This is a genomic window from Tautonia sociabilis, assembly GCF_003977685.1.
GTDB classification, from domain to species: Bacteria; Planctomycetota; Planctomycetia; order Isosphaerales; family Isosphaeraceae; genus Tautonia; species Tautonia sociabilis.
The window spans coordinates 1-13,769 of record NZ_RYZH01000024.1; the positions used below are offsets into that span (position 1 = coordinate 1).

The following is a 13,769-nucleotide window of genomic DNA, read 5'->3' on the forward strand; positions in this document are numbered from 1 at the left end:
CATCGGGGGGGCCCTTCGGGGTGCTGGCGATTGTCGCTGTGACCCAGTCCACCACGAAGGTGCCTCCCCTTCCATCGAAACTGTCAACCGGGCCCACCCCCATTTCGGCTCTCTTTGCGACAGAGCCTTCGCTCCGCGCAGCGGGACGGATCGAGCCGTCGTTCGGGGGACCGAGAGGATGCGGGGCCGGGAGGATCGTCGGGCGTGGCCGGACCGGATTTTGGGAAGACGAAAAATCAGAGTCGAACGGAAAAAAGCAGAGTTGAGACGCAAAAAAACAAAGTGGCGGCGCCAAAAAACAGAGTGCGCAGATCCCGGACAAACGGTTCGATGGCTTTTTGGCTTTCCAAAGAACGGGGCCGGGAGAGGCGGTTGGACCTCTCGATCGGGCAAGAGGGACGAGGGCTCCCTGTGGGGATGATCGCCGAGGGACGGGGGGACGGTGAACGGAATCGAGGGGAGAGGGGGGCGGGGCTGATCGGCCTGGGAGGGCCGGGGCGGGGGGGATCGGAGGATCGGGGGGGAGCAGGGGAGATCGGAGGAGGGGGACCGCCCGATGATTGGAGGAGGGCGATTGCCGATCGCGCCCGGGACCGGGAGCGACGGGGAGGCTCCCCCGCTCGGGTCGGACCGGGCGGATCGGGTCCGATTCCCTCCGAGGCGAGCGGGACTGGCCCGCTCGCCGGATCGAACCAGGTCGATGGGAGGTCCGTCCCGTGTTCCGATCGAGCCTCGCACTCGCCGTCACCGTCACCGTCGCGTCGCTGCTGGCCCTCGGGGAGGCGGCCCGGGCCCAGGTTCCGGCCCCGGCCCCGGCCGCCGTGCAGTGGCGGCCGGATTACCACGCCGCCCTCCAGGAGGCGGCCGAGACGGGGAAGCCGGTCTTCCTCGACCTGGGCTTCGAGGGGTGCGCTCCGTGCCACCGGATGGATGTCGAGACGTTCCGGGACCCGAACGTCGTCGCCACGCTGAACCGGCTGTTCGTCCCCGTCCGGCTCGACGGGACGGCGCCGGCCAACGCCGGACTGGTGCGGTCGCTGCGCGTCTGGGGATACCCGACGCTCGTGATCCTCGACCCGGAGGGGCGAGTGGTGACGAGGACGATGGGATTCCTCGACGCCGGGCAGACGCAGGCGCTGCTGGCCAAGGGGATCAAGGGGATGCGGCGGTAAGTCGGGTCGCGAGTGGTTCCCCGCCGAGGGACGCTGGGCTCCGCCGCCACCGTCGGTTCAGCGGCTCACTCCCCCGCCGGGAGCCCCGGGTTGTCTTCCCCCCGTGCCGGGGCCCCGACCGCTCGGGTTCCGCGGACGGACCCCGAGGCACCCGAACCCCGGGCGCTCGCCGCTTGGAGTGAGACGGCGTCAGCGGGGGGAGGAGGGGGATTCGGAGGGGGGGGCGAAGAGGCGGAGGTCGACGACGAGGGGCATGACAGACCAGTCGGAGCCGGTCCAGGCGTGGTGGAAGACGGAGACGGACTGCTCGGACAGGTCGAGCTCGAGGAAGCCGGGGGGGCGGCGGCCGGTGGGGTCGCGGAGCAGGGGGGCGCCGGCGTTGAGGCAGAGCTGGTTGGGCAGGGAATCGGGCCGGAAGGCCCAGGCGGCGTGGACGTGGCCGCAGCAGTAGAGGTGGGGCCCGAGCTGTCGGAGCCAGTCGGAGACGAGATCGGCGTTGACCAGGCGCTTTCGGTGGAGTTCGCCGCGGTAGGGTTCCGGCGCGGCGACGGGGTAGTGGCAGGCGACGATCAGCCGGGGGGGGCGGCGCTCGGGAGATGCGAGCCACTGCCGGGCCAGGAGGAGCTGGGGCTCGGGGAGGCGCCCGGTGGCGGAGAGGTGGGAGCGGGTGGCATCCAGGCCGAGGATCGCCGTGCGGGAGTCGAGGCGGCGGAGCCAGGGGAAGGAGGTCGCCGGGGCGAAGGGGCCGAAGACGCGCTCGAAGGCCCGGGTGCGCACCGAGTGCGTGGTGTAGCGGTCGTGGTTGCCGGGGAGGATGGAGACGCGGTCGGGGTCGGAGAGCAGGGGGGAGAGGGCAGACCGGGCCTGGTCGAACTCGCGTCGGAGGGCGGTGGTGGTCAGATCTCCGGTGATGAGCAGGTGGTCGGCGTTGAGGGAACGGACGCGGTCGACGACCTCGGCCAGCCGCTCGAGGCGGAACCGGGAGGCGCGGCCGGCGACGAGCTCGGCCATGCCGACGGCGCGCTTGCCCCAGAGCCGGATCGGGTTGAACGAGTAGCGCCAGATGTGGATGTCGGACAGATGGACGATCTTCACGGCGAGGGCCCGGCGAGGCATCACGTCCCGGGATCCGGGGGATCGGACGGGAGAGGGATCAACGGTCGGGCCAGGGGTAGGCCGCGACGAGCAGATCGTATGCGACATGCGTGCCGACGGCGATGCCGAATCCCCGGAGGATGAACACCCAGGCGAAGTAGACCCCGGCCAGCCAGCGGAAGAGGAAGACCGACGGGGCGAAGTCGCCGGGGGGCTCGTGGACGTGGTGCGCCAGCGAGAACGCCAGGGCCGAGCCGCTGGCGGCCATCGCCGTGGCCAGGGCGTTCGGCACGTGCAGGACCCGCAGGGCGGCGTAGAGCAGGCCGAGCAGGCCGAGCCGGAAGGCCGCCTCCTCGAAGATGCCGGCGCCGACGAGGCCGATCGCCCGGGAGGGGTCGATCGGCAGGCCCGAGGGCCAGGAGTCGGCCCGGAGGTAGACCAGGCCGCCGAGCCCGGCCAGCCAGCGGTCGAAGAGGAGATACAGCCCGAGCAGGCCGGCGCCCAGCAGGGTGCTCTCGACGGCCGCCACGGGGAGCCATCGCGGTCGGAACCGGCCCGGCTCCGCGACTCGCCAGCAGACCAGGGCCAGGGCGATCGTCAGCGAAGGGGCCCAGGCGGGGAGCCCCCACTGGGGGGGAATGGCCTGCTGGATCCAGGAGTCGACGCCGGTGCGGAGGGCGGGATCCCCGCCGAGGCTCGCGAGGCCGCCCTCGTAGCCGGCCAGCAGAGGAAGGACGATCAGGAGGGCGGCCGAGGCCCCCCGACTGGCCGACCAGTAGCCGTCCGGGAGGCGGGGGCGGGAGGAGGAGGAGGCCGGGGCCGGCTCGGGCGCGGGACGGCGGTTGGTTCGCGAGGGGGGAGGCATTGGGGATCGGCCGGGGGGAGGATCGAGAGGAGGCCGCATGGGAGAGCAGGGTCCTCGGGGGACTCGTCGGGGATCGGATGCACTCGTCCCAGGAGATGGATCGGCCCTCCCGGGGCCGGGACTGAGCCGGGAAGGGGAGGGAGGGGAGGATCGGGTCGGTGATGCCGAAATGGTTGAACGGATTGAACTGGCCGAAATCCGATCGGGCCTTGAGCCGCCTCCCGGGGGCCGATAGGATGGAACCTCGGGACTCGGGCGGCCCGCCCCGCGATCGGCCTCGCACCCCACGAAGCGACCCACCACCTTCCGCCCGAAGCATCGAATCACCTCCGTTCCATGATCGGCACGGGTCTCCGCGTTGGACGTCGAGCGGCCTCGCCGACGACGACGGGCCCCCGCGAGGAGCTCGTCGCCCGATCCCGGGAGCGGCCCTCGGGGAGGGATCGCGCGTGATGGGCGCCTGGCGGCATCGACGGCAGCATCGACAGCGTTGGCTCGGCCTCCTCACCGTCGGAATCGGGGCGATCGCCCTGGCGGGGTGCTCGGAACCGGAGCCGGTGCTGTTCTCGCACGACGCCCGGCTTTCGGGCGAGGAGTTCGCCGAGAAGCCGAACAGCCGGCGGGCGATCGAGACGATCGTCGACGAGATGTTCGGCCCCTCCCCCGCTCTCCTGAAGGTGCCGGAGGGGACCGGGCTGCCGAGGGGAGGGCGACGGCTGGCCGGCCTGGTGCGGGAACCGGGCTCCGATCAGGTCGTGCCGGTGACCTACCGGCCGCCGGGAGCGGAGCAGCCGGTGCGTCTGGAAGGGGGCCAGGCCCTCTACCACCGCCACTGCCTGCACTGCCACGGCGTGTCCGGCGACGGGCAGGGGCCGACCGCCCCGTTCCTCTACCCCCGCCCCCGAGACTACCGCCGCGGCCTCTACAAGTTCACCTCCACCGACTACGGCAAGAAGCCGACCCGGGACGACCTGCGGCGGACGATCTCCAACGGGATCGACGGCACCTCGATGCCGGCCTTCCGCGCCCAGTTGGAGCCGATCGAGATCGAGCAGCTGATCGACTACGTCATCTTCCTGAGCCTGCGGGGGGAAGTGGAGCGAGCCCTGATCGAGGAGGCCTCGTTCTTCGCCGATGAGGACCTCGCCGGCGAGGAGGGGATGGAGGAGCTCCGGCTGATCGCCGAGGACCTGGCCCAGGGCGTGATCTTCCCCAACTGGCGGGACGCGATGGACCCGGGGGCGGTGGTGCAACCGCTCTCTCCCCGGGTGGCGAGCACTCCGGAGAGCATCGCCCGGGGGAGGGACCTGTTCCTGGGCACCTCGGCCGACGTGAAGCTCGAATGCGTCGGCTGCCACGGCGCCAGCGGCAAGGGAGACGGGAACAGCTGGATCGACCCGGAGACGTTCAATCGGTACGTCTTCCTGGAAAACCACGATCCGACCGACCGCGGCGCGCTGGAGAAACTCCGGGAGATCGCCGAGCAGCGTCAGCGTCGCTGGGGGGACGACTGGGGCGACCCGCTCCGCCCGGCCGACCTGAACCGGGGGGTGTACAAGGGGGGCCGCCGGCCGATCGACCTGTACTGGCGGATCGCCACCGGCATCACCGGCACGCCGATGCCGGCGCACGTGACGACCCTGCGAGACCCGGACGACCTGTGGCACCTGGTGAACTTCGTCCTTGCCCTTCCCCAGCAGCCGGAGCTGTTGCGGCCCGACCGGGCCCGGCGCCCGACCGGGTCGGCGGCGGCGGCGACAGCGGCGGCGGGGCCGGGGTCGGGGGCCACGGCCGGTTCGGCGGCCACGGCGTCCCGATGAGCCGGCCCTCGGGACGAGCCGGGTCGGCCAACCACCGACCTCGAACCGCTGTCCGCACAAGACGAGCCCGGAGGCCGATCCGGACGATGGCCTCTCCCGCCGGGCGCCCGGGCCCGGCCCTCGCCATCCCTGCCTTGCCGGCCGACCGGACCGATCATCCCGGATCGCCCCAGTCCTCGGGAGCACCGTCGTGAAAGCGTGGAGCCTGCTGTTCGGACTGACCGCCGTGATCGCGACCGCGGCGTTCGTCTACGCCCCGTTCGACGAGGACTGGTGGCTGCCCAGCTACCGCGCGACCAACGCCGAGGCGATGGCGACGCTGGAGGAGATCGACGCGAGGTCCGGGGCCCTGGCCGGGGAGGTCGAGGCGATGCGGGACCTCGGGGGCCCGGCCTCGGCCGAGCAGCTCGAGGGACTCGACAGCGGCCGGCGGTGGCTGGCCCGGCAAGCGGTTCGGCTGGGGATGATGGCCGATCAGGGATTCCTGTCGGAACGGTCCCGGGAGCTTCAGAGCCGGGCGGCCCTCGCCTCCGAGGCGGTGGCCTCGGCCCGGGAGGCGCTGGGGATCGGCCCGGCCCCGGCGGCGGTCGAGGAGGCGGTCGGGGCGCTGGAAGGGCTTCGGGAGCGGGCCGAGGCGGCGATCGCCTCGGTGTCGGAACCAGGAGGATCGCTCCGGGCGCCCATCTCGTCGGCCGCGAGGCAGATCGACCACCTGTACGTCCTGATCCTGGTGATCACCGGGCTGACGTTCGTCGGGGTGATGGGGGCGATGGTGGTCGCCCTCTGGCGGTTCGGAGCGAAGCCGGGACGGAAGGCGGTCTACTCGCACGGGAGCCTGAAGGTGGAGATCGCCTGGACGGTGATCCCGGGGGCGATCCTGGTGTTCCTGGCGCTGTATCAGTTGCGGGCGTGGGCGGACATCAAGTTCAAGAGCTCCTACCCCGATGTGGCTCCCCTGGCCGAGGTGACGGCCCGGCAGTTCCAGTGGACCATCCGCTACCCGGGCCCGGACGGCCAGATCGGGACCGGAGACGACCTGCACACGGTCAACGACCTGCACTTCGTCAAGGGCCAGCCGACGATCATCCGGCTGAAGTCGGACGACGTGCTGCACTCATTTTTCCTGCCCCAGTTGCGGATCAAGCAGGACGCGGTGCCGGGCATGGACATCCCCGTGCTGTTCGACGCGGACAAGGCCGGGCGGTTCGAGCTGCTCTGCGCCGAGCTGTGCGGCTGGGGCCATTACAAGATGCGGGCGCAGGTCACCGTGCACGAGACGCAGGACGAGTTCGACGAGTGGCTGGCGCGGTCGCTCGAGGAGCAGGATTACCCGCCGCCCCCGGCCTCGGACCCCGACGGCGTTGCCGCCGCCGCCGTCCCCCCCGGCCCCGGAGTGGAGTGAGAGAGCCGATGAGCAGCGAGCCCCACCACGACGCGCCCGCCCAAGGCCCCGACCTCGCCGGGCCGGACACCGGCATGGCGCCCGGGACCATCCCGACCAGCGGCCACGCCCCCGGGCACGACGAGCACATCCACCCGGCGCCGCGAAACCCGCTGTTCCGCTACATCTTCTCGACCGACCACAAGGTCATCGGCATCCAGTTCCTGTTCTCGGGGCTGATCTTCTTCGTTGTCGGCGGCCTGCTGGCGCTGGCGATCCGGTGGCAGCTGGCCTGGCCCTGGAGCGATCTGCCGCACCTCAGCGCCCTGTGGGACTCCTCGGCCGGGCAGATGCCTCCGGAGTTCTACAACAAGCTGGTGACGATGCACGGGACGATCATGATCTTCTTCGTGATCATCCCGATCCTGCTGGGGGCGTTCGGCAACTTCCTGATCCCGCTGATGATCGGCGCTCGGGACATGGCGTTCCCGACGCTGAACATGCTCTCGTACTGGTTCATGTGGCCGGCGTTCGTGCTGATCGTCTTCTCGTTCTTCGTGCCCGGCGGGGCGTCGGAGGCGGGCTGGACCGGCTACCCGCCGCTGTCAACCGCGGAGTGGTCGACGCCGGGCTCGCTCAACGGGCAGACGATCTGGCTGATGGCGCTGCTGTTCGCGGGCATCTCGTCGATGATGGGGTCGATCAACTACATCACGACGGTGCTGATGCTCCGGGCGCCGGGCATGACGCTCTTCCGGCTGCCGATGACGGTCTGGGGGCTGTTCATCACGGCGCTGTTGCAGGCCTTCGCGCTGCCGGTTCTGACCTCGGCGCTGGTGATGCAACTGCTCGACCGGGTGGCGGGGACGAACTTCTTCTCGCCGACCGGCCTGTCGGTGGCGAACGGACCGGAAGAGGTGGGGGGCGGGCACCCGCTGCTCTGGCAGCACTTGTTCTGGTTCTACAGCCACCCGGCGGTCTACATCATGATTCTGCCGGCGATGGGGATTGTCTCGGACGTGATCTCGACGTTCAGCCGCAAGCCGCTGTTCGGCTACAAGCCGATGGTGTTCGCCATCGGGGCGATCGCGCTGCTGGGGTTCATCGTGTGGGGGCACCACATGTTCCAGTCGGGCATGAACCCGGCCCTGGGGGCGACATTCATGCTCTCGACGATGATGATCGCGCTGCCCTCGGCGATCAAGACGTTCAACTGGCTGGGGACGATGTGGGGCGGAAGCATCCACTTCACGGCGGCGATGCTCAACGCGGTGGCCTTCGTGGCGATGTTCGTCATCGGAGGGCTGTCGGGGATCTTCATGGCGGCGACGCCAACGGATATCCACATTCACGACACGTATTTCATCGTCGCCCACATTCACTACGTGCTCTTCGGCGGCAGCTCGTTCGGGATCTTCGCGGCGCTGTACTACTGGTTCCCGAAAATGTTCGGCCGGATGATGAACGAGACGCTGGGGAAGATTCACTTCGCCCTGTCGTTCGTGTTCTTCAACGGGACGTTCTTCCCGATGCACATCGTCGGGATGCACGCCCAGCCGAGGAGGTATGCCGACTACACGGGGTTCGAGCTGTTCAACAACGAGGCGGTCATCGGCCTGAACCAGCTCATGACGGTGTGCGCCATCGGCCTCGGGTTGTCGCAGCTGATCCTCGTCTCGAATTTTGTCGCGAGCCTCGTCGCCGGGAGGAAGGCGGGCGCCAACCCGTGGCGGGCGAACACGCTGGAGTGGCAGACGGGCTCGCCGCCGCCGCACTACAACTTCGAGCGGATCCCGACGGTCTACCACCCGGCGTACGAGTACAGCCTGCCCGAGGCCGAGTCGGACTACCTGCCGCAGACCGAGCCCCGGCCTCCCCGGGCCGAGCCGCTCGATCACATCATGGCGTGACGTTCCTCCGATTCGACTCGAGCCGAGCCGAGCCGAGCCGATCCGATCCGATCCGATCCGATCCAATCCAACCGTCCGTCGGCCGCCCCGTCGCTCGGGCCCGGCCGACCAACCACCGGCCCATTCGCGATGACCGACACGGACGCTCCCCCTCGCACCGAGGCCTCCCCGGCCGGCTCTCCGAGCCGGTACCGGCCGGGGCCGCACCGGGTGGCCCTGCTGGCCTCGGCCGTGACCTGGCCCCTGCTGTTCGTCGGCGGGCTGGTGACAACCTACCGGGTCGGCATGGCTGTGCCCGACTGGCCGACGACGTTCGGCATCAACATGTTCGTGTACAAGTTCTGGACGGCCCCCTGGGGCGTGTACGTCGAGCACTCGCATCGGCTGCTGGGCACGCTCTCGGGGCTCGGCTGCATCGCGCTGGCGTTCTGGTTCACCGCGACGGCCGGCTGGCGGGCGTGGCGGTCGGCGATCGGGGCGGTGCTGGCGGCGGTCGCCCTCGGGGCGGTGCTGGCGGCGTCGACCGGGCTGGGGCCGTTCCTGTCGGGGATCGTGGCGCTGGGGGTGGTCGGCTCCTTGCTGTCGCTCTGGTTCGCGGTCGGCCAGCGGCAGGGGATGCCGGCGCTCGGCTGGCTGGCGCTGACGGCGGTGATCATCCAGGGGGCCCTGGGGGGGTACCGAGTCCGGCTGAACTCGGTCGACCTGGCGGCGATCCACGGCTGCACGGGGCAGGCGTTCTTCGCCTTGCTCGTGGCCCTGTGCGTGATCACCGGCCGGGGGTGGTCCTCGGCGGTCCCGAGGGTGTCCGACCGGCTCGGCCTGAGGTGGTGGGCGCCGGCCCTGGCGATCCTCGTTTACGGGCAGATTGTCGCGGGAGCGCTGCTGAGGCACCGGAGCCTGGGGCTGGTGATCCATAGCTCGCTGGCGGTCATCGTGCTGGGGGCGGTGGCCGTGGTTTCGGGGCTGGTGCTGGCGGGCCGGAGGGCCTGGCCGGCGCTGGCGCCTTCGGCGAGAGCGATGCTCGCCCTGGTGATCGTGCAGGTCGCGCTGGGGATCGCGTCGTGGTGGGTGCTCCGCCCGTTCGACGGCATCCCCCGAGCCGTGTCGCGGGGCCAGGCCGTGGTGAGGACCGCCCACCAGGCGAACGGAGCCTTGCTGCTGGCGGCGTCGACCGTGCTGGCGTTGCGGGCGGCCCGGCACTTCGGATCGAGCCGGGGAGCCCCGGCCCCCTTCCCGACCCCTTCCCTTCCGACCGGCCCCGCCCCCCTCGATCTGGAGGCCGCGACCCGATGAACACGACGGCCCCCCCCCTGACTGCCGCCGAGGCCCAGGCCCTCTCCGTCCCCGTCGACCGGCTCGAAGGCGCCGGCGGTCGCGCCGGATGGCTCGAGGACTACGTGGCGCTGACCAAACCGAAGATCGTCGCCCTGGTGCTGGTGACGGTGAGCGTCGGCTACTTGCTCGGCGCCCGGGGCTCGGCCAACCCGCTGTACCTGGCGGCGGCCCTGCTGGGCACGGGCCTGGTGGCGGCCAGCGGGAGCGTCTGGAACCAGGTGCTCGAATGCTCCCGGGACGCCCGGATGCGGAGGACGGCCCGACGGCCGCTCCCCAGCGGCCGGGTGGCGGTGTGGAAGGCGGCCATCTACGGCTCGGCGCTGGGGGTGGCCGGGCTGGCTCTGCTGCTGGCGGGACCGCACCCGGTCGCGGCGGCGGTGGCGGCGCTGACGTTCGTGCTCTATGCCTTCGTGTACACCTGGCTCAAGCCGGTGACGACGCTGAACACGGCCGTCGGCGCCGTGCCGGGGGCCCTTCCTCCGGTGATCGGCTGGGCGGCGGCCACGGGGGGGCTCGGGATCGAGGCGTGGGCCCTGTTCCTGATCGTCTTCCTCTGGCAGTTCCCGCACTTCCTGGCGATCGCCTGGATCCACCGGGAGGACTACGCGAGGGGGGGCCACCGGATGCTCCCCTCGGTCGATCCGCTTGGCGTGCTGACGGGCCGGCAAGCGGCCGGTCACGCGCTGGTGCTGGTGCCGGTGGGCCTGCTGCCGGTGGCGATCGGCCTGGCGGGGCCGGTCTACTTCCTGGGGGCACTGGGGCTGGGGCTTTACTACCTGGCCGGGGCCTTGAGGTTCTGGCACGATGTCAGCGACGCGACCGCTCGTCGGCTGCTCGGGGCGTCGTTCCTCTACCTGCCCGCCGTCTTGCTGCTGCTGTTGCTCAACCCGCTGCCGGCCTGACTCGGGCCGGGCCTGACCCGGGCCGGGTCCGACCTCTGGCCTCGGAGCGAACGATCGTCCTGGAGCCGACATGGCCGAGACACCCCCCTTCGGCGAGGAGCCGACCGGCGAGCCGCACGACCACGACCATGCCCCCTCGGGCGCCCCGGGCCGAGACACGCCGCCGGCCACGCCGGGCAAGGTGGCGATGTGGCTGTTTCTGGCCACGGAGGTGATGTTCTTCACCGGCCTGATCGGCTCATATGTCGTCTTGAGGGCCGGCAGCCCGCCGGGGTCGTACAGCAACCTGTTCCCGCCGGGGACCGACCTGGCCAGCCGAGCGGGCGCTGTCGGCCTCGTCCTGCTCGATCCCGGCGAGGACCCGGACAAGGTCGCCGCGCTGGTCGCCGAGGCGGGAGGCCTGCCGGCCGAGGAGGCCGATCGCTTCGTTGAAACGGCCGGGGAGATCGGCGAGGCGGTCGTCCTGGTCGACTCCCCCTACGAGCCGAGCGACGTGGAGGGCTGGCGGCAACGGCTGGCCGAGGCCGGCGCCTCGGTCGAGGTGCGGGGCCTGGAATCGTTCGCCTGGCCGCCGCCGTACAACGGGCTGGTCAACCCGCTAAGCATCGACCTGACGGCGCTGAACACGTTCATCCTCATCTGCTCGTCGGTCACGATGGTCCTCGCCCTGGCCGCGATCCAGCGGGGAGACACGCTCCGGCTGTCGCTCTGGCTGCTGGCGACGATCCTGATTGGCTCGACGTTCCTGGGCATCCAGGTTTACGAGTACATCCAGCTCATCGGGCCGACGATCGAGTGCTCGGTCGCCGTCTCGGGCTGGCACGTCGCCGTGGCGGTGCCGCTGGCGGCCCTGCTCCTCCTCGCCCTCCTGCAAGCGAGGAAGACCGAGGGGCGGACGGCCGCGGTGGTCCTGCTCTCGCTGGTGCTGGTGGCGTGCTACGAGGTCGTGTCGATTCTCGGGCTCACCGCCGATCTCGACGCCGAGTTCCTCGAGGCGATCGGGCCGGTGACGACGGCCCTCCGGCTCGACGAGGCACTTTACCAGGCCGACATCGGGCCGATCGAGCTGGGGCATCGCTACTCGGTCGGCGTCGGGGCCTCGGGGCATTTCCGGCCGTCGTCGTCGCTGTTCGCGTCCAGCTTCTTCACGATGACCGGCTTCCACGGGGCGCACGTGACCGGAGGAGTGCTCGCGCTGACGCTCATCTGGCTGCGGTCGCTGTTCGGGGGCTACTCGAAGGAGAGCCACGCGGTCGTGGAGCTGGCCGGCCTGTACTGGCACTTCGTCGACCTGGTGTGGATCATCCTGTTCACGGTCGTCTACCTGATCTGACCGGGACCCATCGGAGGAGACACGCGCATGGACCCGACCGGGACCCCGACGACCGTGGTCGTCGCCCATCGAGAGCACTCGTCGCACGTGAAGGCGTACCTGCGCGTGTTCCTGGCGCTGCTGGCGCTGACCGTGGCCGAGTACCTGTACGCCCGGCTGCTGACCGACGCCCCAGCCGCGCTGCTGATCGGAGGGCTGCTGGTGCTGGCGGTGATCAAGGCGGGCCTGGTCGGCCTGTTCTTCATGCACCTGCTGTTCGAGGGGAGGTGGAAATACCTGGTGCTGGTGCCCACGACCTTCCTCGCCTCGGTGACGGTCCTCGGCCTGGTCCCCGACCTGGCCTACCGGCAAGACGACCGCGCCGGGGCCCCCCCGGATCACGTTGCCAGTGCCGGGGAAGAACCCTGAGCCTCCCCCCGTTCCCTTTCCCGGGAGTCGATCGTCCCGGGGGAGCGAGCACCCCGCACCCGCCCAACCGCCCTCGTCCCCACCTGGGCTCGCCCGACGGGGCGAGCGTCCCGCCGTGAGTCGCTCCTACCGCATCGGCATCGGCATCGTGGTGGCGGCGGTCGCCGTCGCCTCGATCGTGTGTTTCGCCCTCACCGAACCGAACCCGCCGATCCGAGCCGGCTACGACCTCGGCCCGGCGTCGAGGGCGCTGGGCCCGTTCCGGTTCGTCGAACGCTCCGGCGCCGAGGTGACGGAGGAGGATCTGGCCGATTCGGTCTGGGTGGCCGCCTTCGTCTTCAGCCGATGCCCGTCGAGCTGCCCCCGGATCTCGGCCGAGATGGCAAGGCTCCAGGAGGAGCTGCCCCGGGGCCGTTCCGTGAAGCTCGTGAGCATCACCGTCGACCCCGAGTACGACACCCCCGAGGTCCTTACCGACTTCGCCCGCCGGTACCGGGCCGATCCCAACCGCTGGTGGTTCCTCACCGGAGATCGGGGGGCGACCTACGAGCTGATCCAGCGCGGCTTCATCCAGAGCGTCGCCGAGGCGACCGAGGAGGACCGCTCCTCCGGTTCCGAGGCGATCCTGCACAGTACGAAGCTGGCCCTGGTCGACCGGGGCAACACGGTCGTCGGCCTGTTCGACATCGGCGACGAGCTGGGCATGGCCCGCCTCCGGGAGCGGATCGCCGTGCTCTCCGCCCCGGCCTGGGCCCGGGCGCTGCCGGCCCTGAACGCGACGCTCAACGGCTCCGGCGCCGTGCTGCTGCTGCTCGGCTGGTTCTTCATCCGGGCGAAGCAGGTGAAGGCCCACACGATCGCCCAGGTGACGGCGCTGGCCGTCTCGGCGCTGTTTCTGGCCTGCTACCTCGTCTATCATGCCCAGGTGGGGAGCGTGAAGTTCCCCGGCGTCGGCCTCGCTCGGCCGGTGTACTTCTCGATCCTGCTGTCGCACACCGTGCTGGCGATCGCGATGGTCCCCATGATCCTGGTGACGGTGATCCGAGCCCTCCGCAAGCGGTTCGACCGGCACCGGGTGATCGCCCAGGTCACGTTCCCGATCTGGCTGTACGTCTCGATCACCGGAGTGGTGATCTACCTGATGCTCTATCGGCTCGACTTTTCCTCGGCGGCGATCGCCGCGGCCGGGCCTTGACTTGAGCCGGGGCCTTCCCGATCCCTCGACCCTCTTCCCGGAGCCCGCGATGCGACCCTCGACCTGGCTCCTGACCGCCGTGCTGGCCGGGGCGCTGTGCCTCGGCCTCTCCCCATCCGCTCCGGCCTGCCCCAACTGCAAGGACGCCCTGGCGGCCCAGGACCCCGGCGGCGCCGGGGATGTGTCAGCCGGCTACTCGAGGAGCATCCTGCTGATGATCGCCGTGCCGTTCGTGCTGTTCGGCTCGGGGACGGTGGCGGTGGTCCGGCTGGCGAGGAAGGGCGGCATCCCGCAGTTGTGATCGCCGTCCGAGCCCTCGCCCCCGAGCAGGCATCCTCCCGAGCCGGTCGGTC

12 protein-coding genes are annotated in these 13,769 nt (G+C 70.8%); 10 read left to right on the top strand and 2 right to left on the bottom strand.

Annotated elements, in window-relative coordinates; all coding sequences use genetic code 11:
- The first annotated feature begins 716 nt into the window (after positions 1-716).
- Positions 717-1,172, top strand: a complete 456-nt coding sequence (locus TsocGM_RS13220; protein ID WP_158633535.1) for a thioredoxin family protein — start codon at positions 717-719, stop codon at positions 1,170-1,172.
- 189 nt (positions 1,173-1,361) lie between these two features.
- Here the strand turns inward: TsocGM_RS13220 and TsocGM_RS13225 are convergent, their stop codons facing one another.
- Complete coding sequence (locus TsocGM_RS13225; RefSeq protein ID WP_233578830.1) at positions 1,362-2,288, bottom strand: metallophosphoesterase family protein; 927 nt, start codon at positions 2,286-2,288, stop codon at positions 1,362-1,364.
- 37 nt (positions 2,289-2,325) lie between these two features.
- A complete protein-coding gene (locus TsocGM_RS13230) occupies positions 2,326-3,132 on the bottom strand; it encodes a CPBP family glutamic-type intramembrane protease (protein ID WP_158633536.1) in 807 nt (268 codons plus the stop codon).
- Positions 3,133-3,584: 452 nt separating this feature from the next.
- Here TsocGM_RS13230 and TsocGM_RS13235 point away from each other — a divergent pair, with 452 nt between their 5' ends.
- From TsocGM_RS13235 to TsocGM_RS13275, 9 genes are all read left to right on the top strand, one after another.
- Positions 3,585-4,952, top strand: a complete 1,368-nt coding sequence (locus TsocGM_RS13235; protein WP_233578856.1) for a c-type cytochrome — start codon at positions 3,585-3,587, stop codon at positions 4,950-4,952.
- 190 nt (positions 4,953-5,142) lie between these two features.
- Positions 5,143-6,354, top strand: coding sequence for a cytochrome c oxidase subunit II (locus TsocGM_RS13240; RefSeq protein WP_233578835.1), 1,212 nt, complete (start codon positions 5,143-5,145; stop codon positions 6,352-6,354).
- A gap of 74 nt (positions 6,355-6,428) precedes the next feature.
- The gene (locus tag TsocGM_RS13245; protein WP_126726006.1) at positions 6,429-8,243 is read left to right on the top strand and encodes a cytochrome c oxidase subunit I; all 1,815 of its coding nucleotides are present in this window, start codon (positions 6,429-6,431) and stop codon (positions 8,241-8,243) included.
- 129 nt (positions 8,244-8,372) lie between these two features.
- A complete protein-coding gene (locus tag TsocGM_RS27055) occupies positions 8,373-9,536 on the top strand; it encodes a COX15/CtaA family protein (protein ID WP_233578839.1) in 1,164 nt (387 codons plus the stop codon).
- Positions 9,533-10,480 carry a heme o synthase gene (gene cyoE / locus TsocGM_RS13255; RefSeq protein WP_126725885.1) on the top strand — a complete coding sequence of 316 codons (948 nt, stop codon included), beginning with the start codon at positions 9,533-9,535 and terminating at the stop codon, positions 10,478-10,480. Before TsocGM_RS27055 ends, cyoE begins: the two co-directional genes overlap by 4 nt.
- Before the next feature lie 70 nt (positions 10,481-10,550).
- The gene (locus TsocGM_RS13260) at positions 10,551-11,813 is read left to right on the top strand and encodes a cytochrome c oxidase subunit 3 (RefSeq protein ID WP_126725887.1); all 1,263 of its coding nucleotides are present in this window, start codon (positions 10,551-10,553) and stop codon (positions 11,811-11,813) included.
- Positions 11,814-11,840: 27 nt separating this feature from the next.
- The gene (locus TsocGM_RS13265) at positions 11,841-12,221 is read left to right on the top strand and encodes a cytochrome C oxidase subunit IV family protein (RefSeq protein ID WP_126725888.1); all 381 of its coding nucleotides are present in this window, start codon (positions 11,841-11,843) and stop codon (positions 12,219-12,221) included.
- A gap of 115 nt (positions 12,222-12,336) precedes the next feature.
- Positions 12,337-13,416, top strand: a complete 1,080-nt coding sequence (locus TsocGM_RS13270) for a DUF420 domain-containing protein (RefSeq protein ID WP_126725890.1) — start codon at positions 12,337-12,339, stop codon at positions 13,414-13,416.
- Between the two features lie 49 nt (positions 13,417-13,465).
- On the top strand, positions 13,466-13,717 hold the full coding sequence (locus tag TsocGM_RS13275; protein ID WP_126725892.1) for a hypothetical protein: 252 nt from the start codon (positions 13,466-13,468) through the stop codon (positions 13,715-13,717).
- The last annotated feature ends 52 nt before the right edge of the window (positions 13,718-13,769 follow it).

Coding starts and splice junctions, on each gene's coding strand:
- TsocGM_RS13225 (WP_233578830.1), bottom strand. CDS start 2,288: ATGCCTCGCCGGGCCCTCGCCGTGAAGATCGTCCATCTGTCCGACATC.
- TsocGM_RS13230 (WP_158633536.1), bottom strand. CDS start 3,132: ATGCCTCCCCCCTCGCGAACCAACCGCCGTCCCGCGCCCGAGCCGGCC.
- TsocGM_RS13235 (WP_233578856.1), top strand. CDS start 3,585: ATGGGCGCCTGGCGGCATCGACGGCAGCATCGACAGCGTTGGCTCGGC.
- TsocGM_RS13245 (WP_126726006.1), top strand. CDS start 6,429: ATGGCGCCCGGGACCATCCCGACCAGCGGCCACGCCCCCGGGCACGAC.
- TsocGM_RS27055 (WP_233578839.1), top strand. CDS start 8,373: ATGACCGACACGGACGCTCCCCCTCGCACCGAGGCCTCCCCGGCCGGC.
- cyoE (WP_126725885.1), top strand. CDS start 9,533: ATGAACACGACGGCCCCCCCCCTGACTGCCGCCGAGGCCCAGGCCCTC.
- TsocGM_RS13260 (WP_126725887.1), top strand. CDS start 10,551: ATGGCCGAGACACCCCCCTTCGGCGAGGAGCCGACCGGCGAGCCGCAC.
- TsocGM_RS13265 (WP_126725888.1), top strand. CDS start 11,841: ATGGACCCGACCGGGACCCCGACGACCGTGGTCGTCGCCCATCGAGAG.
- TsocGM_RS13275 (WP_126725892.1), top strand. CDS start 13,466: ATGCGACCCTCGACCTGGCTCCTGACCGCCGTGCTGGCCGGGGCGCTG.